Here is a 17,409-nt window from a genome sequence, read left to right on the forward strand (position 1 = left end):
CAGGATGGCGGCGTGATCGATGCGCTGGAGACCGGGGTCTACCTCGGCTGCCTCGTCCTGCTCCTGGCGACCGTCCTCCACGTCGTCCGCGGCTGGCGTCCGACCGACTGGCTGGTCGGCGGCCTGGTCGTGCTCGAGCTGGCGCTGCTGGTGCAGCTCGTCGCCGGCATCGTGCTGCTCGCCGGTGACGGCAGCGCCGAGGGGGGCGCCGTCACCTTCGTGGGCTACCTCATCGGCTCGCTGCTCGTGCTGCCGGCCGGCCTGGCCTGGGCGCTGGGCGAGCCGTCGCGCGCCGGCACGGCGGTGCTGCTCATCGCGCTGGCCGTCGTCGCCTTCCTCGAGCTGCGGCTCGACCAGATCTGGTCCGGCGTGTGAGCGGGCGGACCGGGTCCGGCTTCGGCCGGCTGCTCGTCGCGGTGTACGCCGTGTTCGCGCTGTCGGCGACCGGCCGCTCGACGGTGCAGCTTCTGACCAAGGCCGGCGAGGCCCCGGTGGCCTACGCCCTGTCGGCGTTCGCCGCGCTGGTGTACGTCGCCGCGACGGTCGGCCTCGCCCGCGACGGGGAGCGGGCGACCCGCGTGGCGTGGGTGGCGTGCATCGTCGAGGCGGTCGGCGTGATCACCGTCGGGACCGTGAGCGACCTGCGCCCGGAGTGGTTCGACGACGCAACCGTGTGGTCCGACTTCGGGGTCGGCTACGGCTACCTCCCGCTCGTGCTGCCGTTCGTCGGGCTGTTCTGGTTGGCCCGGTCCTCGCGCTCCTCCGTCGCGGGCGCCTGATCGGCCGTACGCTCCGACGATGGACTCCTCCCCGAGCGGTCAGCGCGTCGTCGCGACCATCGTCGCCCTGCCCGACTCCCACGACGTCGTGCGCGACGCCCTCACCGAGCTGGTCGCCGCCACCCGCGGGGAGGAGGGCTGCGTCAGCTACGAGCTCTTCGAGTCCGCCGCCGTGGCCGGCACCTTCATCACCGTCGAGACCTGGCGCTCGGCCGAGGACCTCGCGACGCACATGACGACGCCGCACATCGCCGCGGCCCTGGCCACCACCGAGGGCCACCTGGCGCTCCCGCCGGGCATCCACCCGCTGCTGCCCGTCGCCTGAGCCGGCGGGTCCCACCGGCCCGGCGTCAGACGGGCTCGACCTGGTCGCCGACCCGGACGGTGCCGCTCTCGAGCACCCGGAACACCGAACCGCCGCGGTGGCGCAGCGCGTGCTGCGCCCCGACGCCGATCGTGTCGTCGAGCAGCTTGCAGGGCGCGGCCACCCGCACCACCTCGAGCAGGGCCTCCCCGACGCGCAGCCGGGTGCCGGGGGTCGTCGGGATCTCGCCCTCGGTCAGCGTGACGTTGCGCCGGGTGAGGTGGGCGGGCACCTCCGCGCCGTACCGCTCGGCCGCGTCGGCCAGCGACGTCAGGCTCTGCACGCTGACGTGGCGGTGCTTGGCGCCGTGGTAGCGGTCACCGACCAGGCCGCGCCCCGCCTCGGCGTACACCTCGTCGACGGCGCGCATCGGCAGCCGGCGGCCCTTCGCGACGTGGATCGACGCGACGCGCGGGAGGTCGGGCGACCACCCGTCCAGGTCGAGCGTCGGCTGGTCGCCGACCCCCACCGGCGGAGTCACTGGTCGCGGTAGCGCTGGGCGCGCTGCGCCGCCTCGGACAGCTCCTCGGCGGTGACCTGGCGGCCGCCGGCGCTCCAGTCGGCCGGGTCCGCGGCGTACGGCGTGCCGTAGGCGGACGTGTCGCGCTGCGTGCGCCACCCCTCGGCGAGGGGGCCGAGGTCGAGGGTGTCGAACCCGATCTCGTCGAGTAGGCGAGACACCGTCTGCTTGGCCGTCGGGTCGTCACCGGCGATGGCCAGGGCGCTGCGGTCGGGCGCGCCGCTCGGGCGTCCGAGCGAGCCGAGGTGGCCGACGTAGATGTTGTTGAAGACCTTGACCACGGCCGACTCCGGCAGGTGGGCGGCGAGCAGCTCCGAGGTGGTCGTCGACTCGTCCTCCAGCTCGGCGATCTCGCCGTCGCGCTGGGGGTAGTAGTTCATGGTGTCGAGGACGAGCGTGCCGCGCAACGGGGCCTGCGGCACGTCGCGGTACGCCTTGAGCGGGATGGTCACGACCACCACGTCACCGGCCTTCGCCGCCTCCTCCGCCGTGGCGGGCGCCCGGGCCGAGCTCGGCGACGAGCCCGTCGAGGGTCTCGGGCCCCCGGCTGTTGCTCATCACCACCTCGTGGCCGGCCGCGAGGGCCAGCCGTGCGACGGTGCTGCCGATGTTGCCGCTTCCGATGAAGCCCCAGGTCGTGGTCATGGTGGCCTCAACAGCGCGCCGCACGCCGTTGTTCCGGCGTACGGCGCGCGTGCGGGTCAGGAGATCTGGAACTCGCCGAGCTCGTCCCAGTGGTCGCCGGGGATCTGCATGTTGCGGACCTGCGGGGTCTCGACGACGTACTGCGGGAGGTCGGCCTGCGCCTGCTTGAAGTGGTCGGAGGTCACGTGGGCCTCGGCGGCGTCGTCCTTGAAGGCCTCGATCAGCGTGTACTGGTGCGGGTCCTCGACGTTGCGCGACCACTCGAAGAAGAGGTTGCCCTCCTCGGCGCGCGTCGCCTCGGTGAAGTCACGGGCGAGCTCGGGCCACTGGTCGGCGTACTCGGGCTTGATCTTCCACTTGACGCAGATGAAGATCATCGGCTTCCTCCTCGGGTCCGGGGTCACGGTGTACGCCGCGAGCCTGCCACCGATGCGACGTGGTGGACCACCGGACCTGTCACGGACTGAGAAAGCCGGAACCTGTTGTGCGCAACCGGTCTCGTGGCAGGCTGTGACCATGAGCACGGCCTCCGACCTCGCGCCCGACGGGGCCCCCTCCCGGCCCGGGTCGGTCCACCGCACGCTGGACATCCTCGAGGTGGTCGCCGCGCAGGGCGGCGCGTCGGCCAAGGAGATCGCCGAGGCGACCGGGCTGCCGCTGCCGACGGTCTACCGGCTCGCGCGCGAGCTGCTCGACAGCGACTACCTCGTGCACATCCGCGAGGAGAAGCGCTTCGAGCTCGGCTACAAGCTGCACGCGCTCGGGGTCTCGCTGCACCAGCAGATCGGGGTGCCGCGCCAGGTCCGCGCCGAGGTCCACGCGCTGCACGAGAAGATGCAGGTGGCGGCCTACTTCGCGGTCCACCGCGGCTCGCAGATCGTGGTCGTGCACACCTCCGACTCGCCGGCCGCGCCGCGGCTGCGGCCCATCGACTTCGGCTTCCACGAAGCCCCGCACGCCCACGCGCTCGGCAAGATCCTGCTGGCCAACATGGAGCCCGAGCAGGTCGAGCGGCACCTCGACCCCGAGCCGATGCCCCGCTTCGGGCCCGGCACCATCACCCGCCACGCCGAGCTCCACCAACAGCTCGCGACGGTCGCCGACCGGGGCGTGGCGTGGGAGTTCGGCGAGTTCCAGCCCGGGGCGACGTGCGCCGCGGCCGCCGTACGCGCCGGGAACGGCTCGCTCGTCGGCTCGGTGGCGGTCTCGGCCCCCGATGCCCGGCTCGCCACCGACGCCGAGCGCGCCGTGGTCGAGGCCGCCCTGCGCGCCACCGCCTCGAGGGTCAGCCGCTTCTTCCGCTCCGGCCACACCTCCTGACCCCACCCGGGGCGGCCCTTTTCGGTCACAAGTTCGCTCATGTGACGCGTGAGCACCTCTCGAGCCACATGAACGAACTTGTGCGTGGTTCTGCCGGGTTGCCCGGGGGGGTGCGGGGTGGGTTCTCGGGGGGCGATAACGCAGGTTCAGGTACGGCGAGCGGCGGCCTAACGTGACGGCCATCACGTACCGAAGGCCCCAGGAGGACCCATGGCCGACGCCGTCACCGCCGCACCTCTCGACCAGACCGCCCGCACCAACCTCGTCCGGCTGCTGCGCGCGGCCTACCCGCACGCCCGCTTCCCCGACGGGCCCTACGAGCGGACGGCCGACGAGATCATCAAGCAGGCCGACGCGACGATCTGGCACCGCATGGTCCTCGGCCAGGGCCTCGCCACCCTCGACGCGGCCGCGGCCGGCCACGGCGCGGACACCTTCGCCGCGCTCGACGACGCGACGGCGTACGCGCTGCTGAAGGAGATCGAGGGCGCCGAGTTCTTCGCCTTCGTCCGCGGCGTCACCGTCGTGACCCTCTACAACGACCACGAGGTGTGGGACCTGCTCGGCTACGAGGGCGAGTCGTTCTCCCAGGGCGGCTACGTCGACCGCGGCTTCGACGACCTCGACTGGCTCCCCAGCCCGCGCATCGAGGAGTACGACGGCCCCGACCGGCTGGTCGAGGTGGCCCCCGACGACGAGCCCGCCCAGCGCTGAGCCGGACCGAAGGAGACACGACATGAGCACGCACGACATCGACCAGTTCGGCACCGCCATCGGCCACGACGAGGAGGCCGTGGTCATCATCGGCTCCGGCGCCGGCGGCGGCACCGTGGCCTACGAGCTGACCCAGCGCGGCATCCCCTGCGTGGTGCTGGAGGCCGGCCCGTTCCTCAAGCCCGAGGACTACGAGAACGACGAGTGGGCCGCGTTCAACCAGATGGCCTGGCTCGACAACCGCACCGCGTCCGGCGGCTACCGCGTCAGCAAGGACTTCCCCAACCTGCCGGCGTGGATCGTCAAGGCCGTCGGCGGCTCGACCACCCACTGGTCCGGCGCCACCCCGCGCTTCCGGTCCTACGAGTTCAAGACGAAGTCGTACTACGGCGACATCGAGGGCGCGAACCTCCTCGACTGGCCGATCGACCTCGACACGTTGGCGCCGTACTACGACGCCGCCGAGAAGGCGATCGGCTCGACCCACCGCCACGGCCGCCCCGCGCTGCCGGCCAACAACAACTACAAGGTGTTCGCCAACGGGGCGGAGAAGGTCGGCTACAAGTTCTACGCGACCGGCCCCTACGGCACGAACGCAGAGCCGTACGACGGCCGCCCCGCCTCGATCCAGGACGGCTTCAACTTCCAGGGCGACAAGTCCACCGCGAAGTGGAGCACCGCCGTCCGCGAGGTCCCGCGGGCCCTGGAGACCGGCAAGCTCGACCTGCGCGCCAGCGCCCACGCCGTCCAGGTCACCCACGACGCGCAGGGTCGCGCCAACGGCGTGCTCTACCTCGACAAGGCCGGCAACCTGCACCGCCAGGCCGCGAAGGTCGTGTGCGTGGCCGGCAACTCGATCGAGTCGCCGCGCCTGCTGCTCATGAGCGCCAGCAGCCTGCACCCGAACGGCCTGGCCAACTCCTCGGGCCAGGTGGGCCGCAACTACATGCGCCACACCACCGGCTCGGTCTACGCCCGCTTCGACTCGCCGGTCCACATGTACCGCGGCGAGACGATGGCCGGGATCATCGCCGACGAGGCGCGGCTCGACACGTCGCGCGGCTTCGCCGGCGGCTACTACATGGAGACGCTGTCCCTCGGGCCGGCCTTCCTGGCCGCGTTCGCCGACCCCGGCGAGTGGGGCCCCGGCTTCACCGAGGTCATGGACGCCTACGAGAACACCGCCGGCATGTGGGTGGTGGGCGAGGACCTGCCGCAGGAGACCAACCGGGTCACGCTCAACCCCGGCCTCAAGGACCAGTGGGGCCTGCCCGCCCCCGACGTGTCGTTCAACGACCACCCCAACGACGTGGCGATGCGCGAGCACGGCTACGGCCGCGCCGACATGCTCTACGAGGCCGTGGGCGCGGTCGGCACCCACCACACCCCGCCGTACCCGGCGACGCACAACCTCGGCACCTGCCGGATGAGCGCGCGCCCGGAGGACGGTGTCGTGGGGGCGTACGGTGAGGCGCACGACGTACCGGGCCTGTTCGTGAGCGACGGCTCGGTCATGACGACCGGTGCAGCGGCGAACCCGACGCTGACCATCGTCGCGCTGGCGATCCGGCAGGCCGAGCACATCGCCGACCGGCTCGGGAAGGGTGAGCTCTGAACCTCCTCGACACCCAGGCCCGACGGGCGCTCGGTGACCTCACCTGCGAGGTCACCGAGCGCCCGCTCGATCTGCTGGCCCGCGCCCACGACGCCTCCCACTACCTGCTGCACCCGCAGGCGGTCGCGATCCCGCGCGGCGCGGACCAGGTCGCGGAGGTCATGCGCGCCTGCACCCGTCTCGGCGTCCCGCTGACGCTGCGCGGCGGGGGTACGTCGCTCTCGGGGCAGGCCGTGACCGACAGCGTGCTGGTCGACACCCGCACCCACTTCCAGGGCGTCGAGGTCCTCGACGACGGCGCCCGGGTCCGCGTCGAGCCGGGCGTCACCGTGCGCGCGGTCAACAACCGGCTGGCGCCGTACCGGCGTCGGCTGGGGCCGGACCCGGCGAGCGAGCTGGCCTGCACCATCGGCGGCGTCATCGCCAACAACTCCTCCGGCATGCAGTGCGGCACGGAGCTCAACACCTACCGGACGCTGGAGTCGATGGTGCTGGTGCTGGCCTCCGGCACCGTCGTCGACTCCGTGCGCCCCGACGCCGACGCGCTGCTGCGCGCCGCCGAGCCCGAGCTGTACGCCGGGCTGACCGGTCTGCGCGACCGCGTGCGCTCCGACGCCGGGTCGGTGGCGACGCTGGAGCGGCTGTTCAGCTTCAAGAACACGATGGGCTACGGGCTCAACGCGCTGCTCGACCACGACGACCCGGTCGAGATGCTGGTGCGCCTGGCCATCGGCTCGGAGGGCACTCTCGGGTTCGTGGCGTCCGCGGTCTTCCGCACCGTCGAGGTGCTGCCCCAGGTGGCAACCGGGCTGCTGGTCTTCCCTGACCTGCACGCCGCGGCGGCCTCCGTCGAGGCGATCGTGGCGACCGGGGTGGCGACCGCCGAGCTGCTCGACGCCCAGTCGCTGCGGGTGGCCCAGGCCGACCCGAAGTGCCCGCCGGCCATCCGCGGCGTCCGCCTGGCCGAGCAGGCCGCGCTGCTCGTCGAGCTGCAGGCCCGCGAGGCCGACGAGCTGGCCGGGATGCAGGACGCGGCGGTGCGCGCCTTCGGGTCGCTGCCGCTGGAGACCGAGGCCGCGATGACGACCGACGCCGCCGAGCGCGCCGGGCTGTGGACGACCCGCAAGGGCCTCTACTCCGCGGTCGCCGGCGCCCGCCCGCTGGGCACCAGCGCGCTGCTGGAGGACGTGGCCGTCCCGGTCGCCGAGCTCGGCGACCTCAGCCAGAGCCTGGTGAAGCTGTTCGACGCGCACGGCTACGAGGGATCGGTCATCTTCGGCCACGCCCGCGACGGCAACCTGCACTTCATGCTCAACGAGGACTTCGGCTCGCCGGACAAGCTCGAGCGCTACGAGGCGTTCACCATGGAGATGGTCGACCTCGTGCTCGGCCTCGGCGGCACGCTCAAGGCCGAGCACGGCACCGGGCGGATCATGGCGCCCTTCGTCGAGCGGCAGTACGGCGCGGAGCTCGCCGACGTGATGCGCGGGCTGAAGAGGCTGGTGGATCCCGGTGGGATGCTCAACCCCGGCATCGTGCTGACCGACGACGACCGCGCCTGGATCAGCGACCTCAAGGTCGTGCCCGAGGTGGAGGAGGAGGTCGACCGCTGCGTCGAGTGCGGCTTCTGCGAGCCGGTGTGCCCGTCGCGGTCGCTCACCCTGACCCCGCGGCAGCGGATCGTGCTGCGCCGCGAGCAGAAGGCGGCGACCCAGCGGGGCGACCACGCGCTGGCGGCGTCGCTGGCCGAGGACTACGACTACGACGGCGTGCAGACCTGCGCCGCGGATGGCATGTGCGCCACCGTCTGCCCGGTCCACATCGACACCGGGGCGCTGGTGCGGCGGCTGCGGGCCGAGTCGAACGGCGCCGTCACCGAGCGGGCCTGGAACGCCGCGGCCGGCCACTGGGGCGCCGCCACGCGCGCCGGTTCGCTGGCGCTGACCGCGGCCGACAAGCTGCCTGGTGGGCTGACCGTCGGTGTCTCCCGGGCCGCGCGCAAGGTGGTCGGGACCGACAACGTGCCCGAGTACGACCCTGGACTGGGCCGCGGCGGCGCACCGCGCCCGTCCCTGTCGGCGTCCGCGCCGGACGCGGTGCTGTTCGCGGCGTGCGTGGGGACGATGTTCGGCGGCGGCGCGACCTCGGCGCTGGTGGCGCTGTGCGAGCGGGCCGGGGTGTCCCTGCGGACCCCCGACGACCTGCCGTCGCTGTGCTGCGGGACGCCCTGGAAGTCCAAGGGCCACCTGGACGGCCACCGACGGATGTCGGCGATGGTGGCCGCGTCGCTGCAGGCCGCGACCGATGGGGGCCGGTTGCCCGTCGTGGTCGACGCCTCCTCCTGCGCCGAGGGCGTGATCATCGCGCTGGAGACGGCGAAGGCCGAGGGCATCACCGTGCTCGACGCGACCGAGTTCGTGGCCTCGCACGTGGCGCCGCGGCTCTCGGTGTCGGTGCCGGTCGCGTCCGTCGCGGTCCACCCGACCTGCTCCTCGACGGCCCTGGGGTCGACCGACGCCCTCGTCGCGCTGGCGCGGGTGGTCTCCGACGACGTCGTGGTGCCTGCGGCGTGGGGCTGCTGCGGCTTCGCCGGCGACCGCGGGATGCTCCACCCCGAGCTGACGGCCTCGGCGACCGCCCCTGAGGCGGCCGAGCTCGCGGGCCGCACCTACGCGGCGTACGTCTCGGGGAACCGGACCTGCGAGATCGGCATGTCGCGCGCCACCGGCCAGGAGTACCGCCACGTCCTCGAGGTGCTGGAGGAAGCCACCCGCTGACCGGCCGACCCAGCCCGTGGTCTCAGCCCGGTACGGCGACCGCCGGCTCGGCCTCGTAGTCCTCGAGGTCGCGCAGCCGTCGCACGGGGCTGGCCAGCAGGATGAGCGGGCTCACCACCGTGACCGCGGCCAGCGCGACGAGCGCCCCGCGCGGCCCGAGCCAGGCGCCGAGGGACCCGGCGACGAGGCCGCCGAGGGGGATCGCGCCCCACGACACGAACCGCACCGTCGCCATGACGCGCGAGAGCATCTCCGGCGGGCTGGCGATCTGGCGGTAGGTCCGGGTCGTGGTGCTCAGCAGCACCACGCCGAGCGCGAACACGACGTTGCCGAGGGCGAACACCGCCGCCCCCACCGCACCGTCCCCGACCGGGATCAGGAATGCGCCGACCACGGAGACGACCCCGCCGGCCAGGCAGACCCGCGCCGAGCCGAACGCCCGCACCAGCCGCGGCGCGAGGGCAGCGCCGACGAGCGAGCCGACGCCCTCCGCGGCCAGCAGGACACCGACGAGTGCGGGCGTCGCGTCGAGGTCGCGCACGAGGTAGACGGCGAACAGCGCCATCTGCCCGCCGCACACGAAGTTCGTCACCGTGGCGTCCCACATGCACGGGGCCATCACCCGGTGACGGGTCACGAAGTGCCAGCCCTCGCGGATCATGTCCCGCATCGGCTGACGGGCGACCTGCGGGGCCTGCGCCTCCGGCAGCCGTCGCAGCAGCAGCGCGGAGACGAGGTAGCTGACGGCGTCGAGCAGCAGCGCCGGGGCCGCGCCGACGAGCGCCACCGCGCCGCCCCCGACCGGTGGGCCGCTGAGCTGGGTGGCGGCGAAGGTGCCGCTCATCAGGCTGTTGCGCGACTGCAGCTGCTCGCGAGGCACCACGCTCGGCAGGAAGGTCGAGTTGGCGACGTCGAACAGCACGCTCGCGCACCCCACGACCAGCGCCACCAGCAGCAGGTGGGCCAGGGTGAGCCCGCCGAGCCACCACACGAGCGGCACCGAGGCGACGGCGAGGGCGCGGACGAGGTCGGTCGTCAGCTGCAGCCGCCGCAGCGGGAGCCGTTGGGTGATGACACCGGCGGGCAGGCCGAGCACCAGCCAGGCGGCGTACGACGCGGCGGTGAGCAGGCCCATCTCGAAGGTCGAGGCGTCGAGCACCAGCAGGGCCGTCAGCGGCAGGGCCACCGCGCTCACGGCGGAGCCGACGGCACTGGTCGTGCTGGCACCCCAGTAGGTCCAGAAGCGGCGGGCGTCGTCGTGGGTCACGGGCTCTCCTCGTCTAGTGGGTTCTAAATCGGAACCTACTAGGATGGGTCGGGATCTGTCGAGCCGCCGCGGTCTCGACGGGTGGGAGAGGATGGGCTCATGCGACGCGAGGACCTGGCCGACGCCGACTGCGGCATCGCGCAGGCCCTCGGCGTCGTCGGCGACTGGTGGACCGTGCTGGTGCTGCGCGAGGTCGCCGGCGGGGTCACCCGCTTCGACGGCCTCCAAGGTGCGCTCGGCGTCAGCCGCCGCACGCTGACCGAGAAGCTCGCCGGCCTCGTCGACCACGGCGTGCTGGAGCGCCGGGCGTACTCGACCCGGCCGCCACGGCACGACTACGTGCTCACCCCCCGCGGCGAGGGGCTGCTCCCGGTGCTCGTCGCGCTCCAGGAGTTCGGCGACCGGCACCTCCTCGGCGACGGCTCGCTGACCGCCACCGCCGCCAGCACCTCGGCCGAGTCGGCGCGCGTGCACGCCCTGGTCGGGCGGACGGTCCCGTCGACGGTGCTGACCGGGGCGGACGGCGGAGCTCACGACGTACGGCGGGAAGAGGGGTGGCGGGTGGTCTTCTGCTTCCCCGGTGCCTTCGCGCCGGGCGCTGCCGACGGCCCCGGGCCCTACCCGCCGGGCTGGGGCGACATCCCCGGCACCCGCGGCTGCACGCTCGAGGTGACGACGTACGCCGCGGCGTACGACCGGTTCCTCGCCGCCGGCGCCGACGTCGTCGGGGTCAGCAGCCAGCGTCCCGACGAGCTGCGCGCCTTCGGCGACCACGTCGGCGCACCGTTCCCGCTGCTCTCGGACGACGACCTGCGGCTGGCCTCGACGCTCCGGCTTCCGGTGTTCCGCTCGGCCGGCCAGGAGCGCTACAAGCGGCAGACGCTGCTGCTGGACCCCGCCGGGGTGGTGCGGGCGGCGCAGATGCCGATCACCGACCCGGCCGGCTCGGTCGCCGAGATGCTCGCCGAGCTGACCCGCCTCACCTGAGCCCGCCTGCCAGCCCGCCCGCCCGGCGCTACTGGCGCAGCAGCTCGCGGAACGACGGGGCCGACCAGCCGGTGCCGGAGGCGGCGGGCGGGGCCGGCAGGTTCTCCCCGCCGTAGATGGGCGCCCCGCCAGCGGTGCCGTAGCGCAGCCAGGTCTCGGCCGGGCCCTGCCCGACCCCGGGACGCGACCAGTCGCAGACGCCGTCGGCGAAGAGCTCCTCCAGCGCGGCCCACTGCTCGTCGGTGAACGGCACCGGCAGGTCACCCGCGTCGTAGACGTAGTCGCTGCGGTCGAGCGGCTGCGTCACGCAGGCGACCGTGTCGTTGGCCACCGGCCCACCGGCGACCTGCCGCGGCGTCCCGAGCCGGGTCTGCAGCGCGGGCATCCGGCACACCGGCTCGGCCGGCGTCCCGACCGTCTCGAAGCCCTCGACCTGGCAGCGGTCCGTGACGTCGGCCGGACGGTCGTCGGCGACCTTGGCGGCCAGCGGGACCGAGCGACGGTCGGCCTCGACGGCGCTCAGCCAGCGGTCCATCGCGAACAGCGCGTCCTTCGCCCAGTCGAGGTCGCCGATGAGCGGGGTCGGGCCGAACCACATGACCCGGTTGCCGGTGTCGCCCTGGTCGGCGAGCAGCCGCTCCTCGGTCCAGAACGCGTGGCTGTAGTCGTGGGCGATGCCCGGGTCGGGCCCGCCGTGGTTGATGATCGCGACCTCGTCGAGGTGGTTCGCCTCGTTGACGAGCCCGCTGCGGTAGACGTTCTCGATCGCCGTGCGGTCGCCGGCGAGACGCTCGGGCACCGGGTCGGCGTTGATGTCGAGGCCGCCCACCTTCACGTTGAGGTCGACGAACTGCGCCGGCGTGATGAGCCCCTTCTGCAGCGCCCCGAGGCCGTACTGCACGCCGGTGTTGGCGAACGGCACGCCGGTGAAGCCTCGCCCGGCCGCCTGCTCGGTCGCGCTCCAGTCCGACTCCGGACGTACGCCGAGCGTGGTCGCCATCATGTCGAGGATCGAGCACCGCACCCCGCCGGGGTTGGTCTCGGAGTCGAAGCGGGTCGACTCGTCGCCGGCCACGGTGTCGCGGGTCCCGGGGCAGGCGCTCTCCGGGTTGATCGCCTCCTTGAACAGCCCCTCGTCGGCGGCGATCGCGTTCATGTGCGAGAGGTGCCCCTCCACCTCCGCCATCTGCGGCTCGGTCCACACCGCGCCGCCGCCCCACCGCGACGGGTCCTCGAAGTAGCGCCGCAGCAGGTGGTAGTCGGCGAACTGCGCCCCGGCGGTCAACGTGTCGGGGTAGGAGCAGCTGGTGACCAGGCCCTGGTAGATGCCGGGGTAGGCGTTGGCGATGGTGTGCTGCGCGATCGAGCCGCCGGAGCAGCCGGTGCCGATGGTGTAGCGGATCGGGCCGTACTGCTCGACGAGCCGCTCCTTGGCCATCATCATCGACTCCGCCTCGATGGGCAGGTTGCAGTTGTGGCCGGTGTTGTTCAGCGCCGTCGACAGCACCGCGAAGCCCTGGCCGAGCGCGGCGACGTAGCTCTGCTCGTAGCCGGGCGTCTCCGGGATCGTGCCCGAGTAGTCGTCGAGCCGCGGGTCGCCGGGGGCGTAGGCGGCGCCGCAGTTGCCGCCGTGCGGCACCACGACCTTCTCGTTCCACTGGTCCTGCGCCTTCCACGGCTTCCAGTCCCGACCGGGCCGGAAGAGCGTCAGGATCGTGTAGCGGTCGCGGTCCTGGAAGCCGTCCTCGCGCCGCACGATGAACGGCACCCGCACGCCCTCGTCGGTGGTGGTGGAGGCGACGTCCTGCGGCGGGTTGTCCCGGTCGTAGGGCTGCAGCCCCGGCTTGCGGGGGTCGGTGGACTTGTAGAGGAACGAGTACGTCGCCGGCTGGCGGCACTGCGCGTCGAGGGCGCCGGCCTGGCACGTGTAGGGCTGCAGCTGCGGGCCGGAGAAGATCGGTCCGCCGTCGGGGTGGTTCACGACCGTACGGCGACCCTCGCGGCCCGGCGCCCGGGCCACCAGCACGTTGCGGCCGACGTCGAGCCCGCGCACCAGTGCCTGGAAGCGGCCGTTGGGCCGCACCCGGAACTGCCGGGTGACGTCGTCGCCGTTGAGGCGCACCCGGACGTCGCGCGGCGCCACCCGAGGCGGCAGCACCACCGTGGTCAGTGCGTCCCCGCCCGAGACGAGGTCGGCCCGGTTGGACTCGACGCGGATGGCCAGCGGCTTCACGGCCGCCCGGGCGCGGCTCACCGCCACGCTCGCTGCGCTCGGGCCGGTCGCGCTCGCGGACGTCGGCGCGGAGGCGGCCGGGCCGGCCGCGACCAGCGGCGCGGCGAGGAGGCCGGCCAGCACGGTCGCCGCGAGAGCGGCTCCCGGACCGGTGGTGAGGGGCGCGCGACGACGCGCGGGACGACTGACAGGCATGAGCACTCCTCCGGACGGTCTGATCACGACCGTTTCCCCTCGACGCTACCGTTCGGAGCGGGTCCGCGACACGGCTTGGCCCGACGAGAACCGTCCGTTCCCTCCCGCTCGGTGGGTGGACAGACGTACTCTCGACCTGGTGCAGAGGGGGGATTGACGTGTCGGAGACCGGGACCTCTCCCGAGGTGCTCGCCCTCCGCAGCCTGCACGCCATCATCACCTCCGTCCACGAGATGGAGGACCTCCAGGGCGTGCTGCAGACCGCCGCCCAGGGCGTCGTCGACGTCCTCGGCTTCGAGGTCGCCGTCATCGACTGCGTCGACGACCACGGCTACGTCGAGGCGCTGGCCGTGGCCGGCGACCCGGACGCCGTCGCGACCATGAAGTCACGACGGATCCCGCTCATCGAGATCCTCGCCGAGTTCGACATCGCCGAGCCGTGGGGACTGCTCAAGTTCGTCCCCCACGACCGGCTCGAGGCCGACGCCGAGACCAGCTGGGTCCCCGACATCGAGCCGCTCGACGTGCCGGACGCGTGGCACCCGCTCGACGCCCTCTACGCGCCGCTCGAGGGACCGACCGGCGAGCTCGTCGGGGTGCTGAGCGTCGACGTCCCGGTCAACCGCCGCCGCCCCGGGCCGCTGGCGCGCCAGGTCCTCGAGATGTACGCCGTGCAGGCCGGTCTGGCCATCCACCACGCGCAGGAGCGCGCTCGCCTCAACGAGCGGATCCGGCTGGGGGCGGCGGTCCGGACGATCCTGGAGACCGCGTCGCGCGAGCTCGACCTGAGGACGATCATCGACGACAGCTTCGTGCCGCTGGCCGACGGCTTCCGCTGCGACCGGCTCCTCATCCGGGTGCTCGACCAGGTCGACGACCAGGGCAGGTCCGGTGCGGGGCACGCTCCCGGGGCCGGTGCGACGTACCCCCCGGACCTGCTGGACTCGATGGCGCCGCGCCTGGCCGAGCTGGGGGAGCGCCTGAGCGGCGTCGAGCTGCTCGCCCTCGGCGAGCGGATCGCCCGGGAGTGCTGGGCGCGCAAGACCACCTGCGTCGTCGACGAGCTCGCGGTGCCGCCGGAGGACCTCGTGGGCCCGGTCGACCTGGCGCTGCTGCGCATCATGATGACCGGGCTCGACGCCACCGGGGTGATGCTGGTGCCGCTGGGCTCGGGCGCCAGCTGCGTGGGCTACCTGACGCTGGTGCGCGCGGCCGAGGGGTCGGCCTGGACCGAGGCGGAGAGCGACGCCGCCCTGGAGGTCGGGCGCGAGATGGGGCGCGTGGTCCACCGGACGCACCTCTACCAGCGCGAGCGCGAGCTGGTCGCGGAGCTGCAGGAGCTCGACCGCTACAAGGGCGAGATGATCGCGACGATCACCCACGAGCTGAAGAACCCGCTGACCGCGATCCGCGGCTACGTCGAGCTGCTCTCCGAGCAGGGGGTCGGCGGGCGCGGCATGGAGGCGATCGAGCGCAACGTGACCCGCCTGGTCAACCTCACCGACGACCTGCTGCTGCTGGCCAAGGTCAGCGACCCGCACCGGGTGCTGGTCTCGAGCCCGGTGCCGCTCGGCCCCCTCGTCGAGGAGGTCGTCGACGCGGTGGGCGTGCAGGCGCAGCGCAAGGGGCTGCGGATCGACGTCGCGCGGCCGGAGCGCGACCTGGTCGTGAGCGGGGAGCGCGACGAGCTGGCCCGGATGATGGTCAACATCGTCGGCAACGCGGTGAAGTACACCCCCGAGGGCGGGTCGGTCACGCTGTGCCTGGAGCCGGTCGACGGGCGCGCCGCCTTCCGCTGCTCCGACACCGGGCTCGGGATCTCCGCCGACGACCTCGGGCGGCTGTTCGACGAGTTCGACCGGTCCTCCAACCCCGACGCCCAGGCGCAGCCCGGCAGCGGGCTCGGGCTCGCCATCGTGCAGCGCATCGTCGAGCGCCACCGCGCCGAGCTCGTCGTCGACTCCGAGCTCGGCACCGGCAGCACCTTCTCGGTGCTCCTCCCCCTCGCCCCCTGACGCCGCCCCCCACCGCGAAACGTCAGTCGTGCACGCGCGAAACGTCACTCGTGCACGCGCGAAGCGTCACTCGTGCACGCGCGAAGCGTCACTCGTGCACGCGCGAAGCGTCACTCGTGCACGCGCAAAGCGTCGGTCATGTTCGCGCGAAACGTCACTCGTGCACGCGCGAAACGTCAGCTGTGGACGCGCGAGGCGTCAATCCGTGTCGACGTACCTCAGCAGGTCGCCCGGCTGGCAGTCGAGCTCCCGGCAGATCGCCTCGAGCGTCCCGAACCGCACCGCCTTGGCCTTGCCGGTCTTGAGCACCGACAGGTTGGCCACCGTGATCCCGACCCGATCGGCGAGCTCGGTCAGCGTCATCCGCCGCTCCAGCAGCATGTGGTCGAGCCGCACCTCGATGCCCATCAGACGGTCAGTCGCTGCTCGTCGGCCAGGTCCGCGCCGCGTCGGAACACCTGCGCCAGCAGGAGCAGCAGTGCGCCGAAGGCCATCACGGTCAGGCTCGGCCCGCCGGGCTCCATCGAGCCGAGCTGCAGCCACCCCGTCGGCCCGAAGCCGCCCTCGTTGTAGTCCCACGCCTTCGGACTCAGGAACAGCCACAGCACCGGCTCGACCAGCTCCCAGCCCAGCAGCAGCGCGCCCATCGTCCGCAGGCGGCGTACCGCCTCGCCGGTGAACGGCTCCCCGCGCGCCGCCGTCCGCAGCAGCCGCCACAGCTGGAAGAGCGTCACCGTGACGACCAGCAGCGCCAGCACCTGCATCGCGAACAGCGAGGCGAGCAGCGCGTTCCAGCCCGGCTCCGCGTCGAGGACGAGCGGGCCGCGGAGCTCGATCGACTGGGGCACGACGTCTCCCTGCCGCACGACGCCACCGACCTGGGAGTCGCCCGAGCCGTCGTCGAGGATGAACCCGAGGCACTCCGTCGGGTAGTCGCGCAGGTCGACCTCCGCGCAGATCTCGCGCACACCGCCCGCCTCCCACGTCGGGGCGACGTCGAGCTCGACGAGGCCCAGGCCGCCGGACAGGTCGACGCGCTGGACGAACGAGTCGCTCCATCCGGCCAGCCCCGCGACCCCGACGCCGGCGGTGACGACCGCTGCGAGCAGGGCGCCGACCCACCCGACCAGGACGGCGACGGAGGCGGCGCGCATGCCGCGTGAGGAGCCGACCATGTCGATCACGTCCTTACTGTTTCGCGGAGAGGACTTACTGCGCAACAGTATGTGCATATCGTTTCACGATATGCAAGGCGTCAGGTGAGCTCCGAGGCGAGGTGCTCGAAGGAGCGGACCGTCAGGTCGGGCGCGGCGAAGTAGGTGGGGTACGTCGAGCCGCGCCGGTTCACCCACACCGTCCGCAGGCCGGCGTGCTCGGCGCCGTGCAGGTCCCACGGGTGGACGGCGACCATCGCGGCGTCCGCGGGATCGTCGAGGCCGCAGGCGTCGAGCGCCACCTGGTACGCCGCTGCGGCCGGCTTCCAGCCCCCGGCGCCCTCGACCGAGAGGACCTGGCCGACGGTGTCGCGCAGCCCGTCGCGCTCGAGCAACGTCTCGGCCACCGACGCCGACCCGTTGCTCAGGGTCACCACGGGCACGCCCTGGCGCGCGAGCGCCCGCAGGCCTGGAGCGACGTCGCGGTGCAGCGGCAGCTGGGCGAAGGCGCGGACGAAGGTGTCCACGAGCTCGTCGTCGAGGTCGGGCGCGAGCTGGCGCAGGCAGTGGGCGGCGATGTCGGCGAAGCCCGCCTCCTCGCCGACGGCCGCCAGGGCGAAGCCGTCGCGCAGGACCTGGGCGAACCACAGGTCGACGATCGTCCACGGCAGGCCGGCCTCCTCCACGAGCCGGCGCAGGTGGCTGAGGTCGGACAGTGTCTCGTTCACGTCGAGGACCAGGACGCGGGGGCGGGGGTCGAGGGCGGTCATGACCCCATCCTCCCGCCGCTGAGAAGCCGACCCCGTTTGCGGCTTGTTCAACCG

General features: G+C 73.1%; 18 protein-coding genes. 9 read left to right on the plus strand and 9 right to left on the minus strand.

Annotation, left to right across the window (positions count from 1 at the left end; all coding sequences use genetic code 11):
- The first annotated feature begins 12 nt into the window (after positions 1 to 12).
- Genes G7072_RS17970 through G7072_RS17980 form a run of 3 tightly spaced genes read left to right on the plus strand, consistent with a single transcriptional unit; the run spans position 13 to position 1,104 of the window.
- Positions 13 to 375, plus strand: coding sequence for a hypothetical protein (locus G7072_RS17970; RefSeq protein WP_166088815.1), 363 nt, complete (start codon positions 13 to 15; stop codon positions 373 to 375).
- Complete coding sequence (locus tag G7072_RS17975; RefSeq protein ID WP_206063196.1) at positions 372 to 779, plus strand: hypothetical protein; 408 nt, start codon at positions 372 to 374, stop codon at positions 777 to 779. Before G7072_RS17970 ends, G7072_RS17975 begins: the two co-directional genes overlap by 4 nt.
- A gap of 19 nt (positions 780 to 798) precedes the next feature.
- Positions 799 to 1,104: a putative quinol monooxygenase gene (locus G7072_RS17980; protein ID WP_166088817.1), complete on the plus strand. Its 306-nt coding sequence runs from the start codon at positions 799 to 801 to the stop codon at positions 1,102 to 1,104.
- A 25-nt stretch (positions 1,105 to 1,129) separates the two neighbouring features.
- On the opposite strand, the gene G7072_RS17985 is transcribed toward G7072_RS17980, so the two are convergent.
- The 4 genes from G7072_RS17985 to G7072_RS17995 are packed head-to-tail and all read right to left on the minus strand — an operon-like array spanning position 1,130 to position 2,685.
- On the minus strand, positions 1,130 to 1,612 hold the full coding sequence (locus G7072_RS17985) for an MOSC domain-containing protein (RefSeq protein WP_206063197.1): 483 nt from the start codon (positions 1,610 to 1,612) through the stop codon (positions 1,130 to 1,132).
- An 8-nt stretch (positions 1,613 to 1,620) separates the two neighbouring features.
- Entirely contained in the window at positions 1,621 to 2,115 is a 495-nt protein-coding gene (locus G7072_RS17990; RefSeq protein ID WP_240917035.1) for a hypothetical protein, read from the minus strand.
- A 10-nt stretch (positions 2,116 to 2,125) separates the two neighbouring features.
- Entirely contained in the window at positions 2,126 to 2,308 is a 183-nt protein-coding gene (locus G7072_RS20130; RefSeq protein WP_240917036.1) for an NAD(P)-binding domain-containing protein, read from the minus strand.
- Positions 2,309 to 2,364: 56 nt separating this feature from the next.
- Positions 2,365 to 2,685, minus strand: coding sequence for a putative quinol monooxygenase (locus G7072_RS17995; RefSeq protein ID WP_166088819.1), 321 nt, complete (start codon positions 2,683 to 2,685; stop codon positions 2,365 to 2,367).
- A gap of 139 nt (positions 2,686 to 2,824) precedes the next feature.
- On the opposite strand from G7072_RS17995, the gene G7072_RS18000 reads away from it, so the two are divergent.
- From G7072_RS18000 to G7072_RS18015, 4 genes are all read left to right on the plus strand, one after another.
- Positions 2,825 to 3,628: an IclR family transcriptional regulator gene (locus tag G7072_RS18000; protein WP_166088822.1), complete on the plus strand. Its 804-nt coding sequence runs from the start codon at positions 2,825 to 2,827 to the stop codon at positions 3,626 to 3,628.
- Between the two features lie 210 nt (positions 3,629 to 3,838).
- On the plus strand, positions 3,839 to 4,342 hold the full coding sequence (locus tag G7072_RS18005) for a hypothetical protein (protein WP_166088824.1): 504 nt from the start codon (positions 3,839 to 3,841) through the stop codon (positions 4,340 to 4,342).
- A gap of 22 nt (positions 4,343 to 4,364) precedes the next feature.
- Positions 4,365 to 5,957, plus strand: coding sequence for a GMC family oxidoreductase (locus G7072_RS18010; RefSeq protein WP_166088826.1), 1,593 nt, complete (start codon positions 4,365 to 4,367; stop codon positions 5,955 to 5,957).
- Positions 5,954 to 8,734 (plus strand): FAD-binding and (Fe-S)-binding domain-containing protein, encoded by a 2,781-nt coding sequence (locus tag G7072_RS18015; RefSeq protein WP_166090391.1) that lies wholly within the window; start codon positions 5,954 to 5,956, stop codon positions 8,732 to 8,734. Before G7072_RS18010 ends, G7072_RS18015 begins: the two co-directional genes overlap by 4 nt.
- Before the next feature lie 22 nt (positions 8,735 to 8,756).
- Here G7072_RS18015 and G7072_RS18020 read toward each other — a convergent pair whose 3' ends face one another.
- Complete coding sequence (locus G7072_RS18020) at positions 8,757 to 10,001, minus strand: MFS transporter (protein ID WP_206063198.1); 1,245 nt, start codon at positions 9,999 to 10,001, stop codon at positions 8,757 to 8,759.
- A 99-nt stretch (positions 10,002 to 10,100) separates the two neighbouring features.
- Here G7072_RS18020 and G7072_RS18025 point away from each other — a divergent pair, with 99 nt between their 5' ends.
- Positions 10,101 to 10,988, plus strand: coding sequence for a winged helix-turn-helix transcriptional regulator (locus G7072_RS18025; RefSeq protein ID WP_166088829.1), 888 nt, complete (start codon positions 10,101 to 10,103; stop codon positions 10,986 to 10,988).
- A 28-nt stretch (positions 10,989 to 11,016) separates the two neighbouring features.
- Here the strand turns inward: G7072_RS18025 and G7072_RS18030 are convergent, their stop codons facing one another.
- Positions 11,017 to 13,416 carry a DUF6351 family protein gene (locus G7072_RS18030; protein WP_166088831.1) on the minus strand — a complete coding sequence of 800 codons (2,400 nt, stop codon included), beginning with the start codon at positions 13,414 to 13,416 and terminating at the stop codon, positions 11,017 to 11,019.
- A gap of 158 nt (positions 13,417 to 13,574) precedes the next feature.
- Here G7072_RS18030 and G7072_RS18035 point away from each other — a divergent pair, with 158 nt between their 5' ends.
- Entirely contained in the window at positions 13,575 to 15,431 is a 1,857-nt protein-coding gene (locus G7072_RS18035; RefSeq protein ID WP_166088833.1) for a HAMP domain-containing sensor histidine kinase, read from the plus strand.
- 198 nt (positions 15,432 to 15,629) lie between these two features.
- Here the strand turns inward: G7072_RS18035 and G7072_RS18040 are convergent, their stop codons facing one another.
- The 3 genes from G7072_RS18040 to G7072_RS18050 form a co-directional block, all read right to left on the minus strand.
- On the minus strand, positions 15,630 to 15,839 hold the full coding sequence (locus G7072_RS18040) for a helix-turn-helix transcriptional regulator (RefSeq protein ID WP_166088835.1): 210 nt from the start codon (positions 15,837 to 15,839) through the stop codon (positions 15,630 to 15,632).
- Positions 15,839 to 16,606, minus strand: coding sequence for a DUF2975 domain-containing protein (locus G7072_RS18045; RefSeq protein ID WP_240917307.1), 768 nt, complete (start codon positions 16,604 to 16,606; stop codon positions 15,839 to 15,841). Before G7072_RS18045 ends, G7072_RS18040 begins: the two co-directional genes overlap by 1 nt.
- Before the next feature lie 80 nt (positions 16,607 to 16,686).
- A complete protein-coding gene (locus G7072_RS18050) occupies positions 16,687 to 17,355 on the minus strand; it encodes a haloacid dehalogenase type II (protein WP_166088839.1) in 669 nt (222 codons plus the stop codon).
- Between the last annotated feature and the right edge of the window lie 54 nt (positions 17,356 to 17,409).

The organism is Nocardioides sp. HDW12B, from assembly GCF_011299595.1.
Classification (GTDB): Bacteria; Actinomycetota; Actinomycetes; order Propionibacteriales; family Nocardioidaceae; genus Marmoricola_A.

Bases quoted from the DNA above. Each gene is read 5' to 3' on its own strand.
- G7072_RS17980 (WP_166088817.1), top strand. From the start codon at position 799: ATGGACTCCTCCCCGAGCGGTCAGCGCGTCGTCGCGACCATCGTCGCC.
- G7072_RS18025 (WP_166088829.1), top strand. From the start codon at position 10,101: ATGCGACGCGAGGACCTGGCCGACGCCGACTGCGGCATCGCGCAGGCC.
- G7072_RS18030 (WP_166088831.1), bottom strand. From the start codon at position 13,416: ATGCCTGTCAGTCGTCCCGCGCGTCGTCGCGCGCCCCTCACCACCGGT.
- G7072_RS18040 (WP_166088835.1), bottom strand. From the start codon at position 15,839: ATGGGCATCGAGGTGCGGCTCGACCACATGCTGCTGGAGCGGCGGATG.
- G7072_RS17995 (WP_166088819.1), bottom strand. From the start codon at position 2,685: ATGATCTTCATCTGCGTCAAGTGGAAGATCAAGCCCGAGTACGCCGAC.
- G7072_RS18000 (WP_166088822.1), top strand. From the start codon at position 2,825: ATGAGCACGGCCTCCGACCTCGCGCCCGACGGGGCCCCCTCCCGGCCC.
- G7072_RS18050 (WP_166088839.1), bottom strand. From the start codon at position 17,355: ATGACCGCCCTCGACCCCCGCCCCCGCGTCCTGGTCCTCGACGTGAAC.
- G7072_RS20130 (WP_240917036.1), bottom strand. From the start codon at position 2,308: ATGACCACGACCTGGGGCTTCATCGGAAGCGGCAACATCGGCAGCACC.
- G7072_RS18045 (WP_240917307.1), bottom strand. From the start codon at position 16,606: ATGGTCGGCTCCTCACGCGGCATGCGCGCCGCCTCCGTCGCCGTCCTG.
- G7072_RS18010 (WP_166088826.1), top strand. From the start codon at position 4,365: ATGAGCACGCACGACATCGACCAGTTCGGCACCGCCATCGGCCACGAC.
- G7072_RS18005 (WP_166088824.1), top strand. From the start codon at position 3,839: ATGGCCGACGCCGTCACCGCCGCACCTCTCGACCAGACCGCCCGCACC.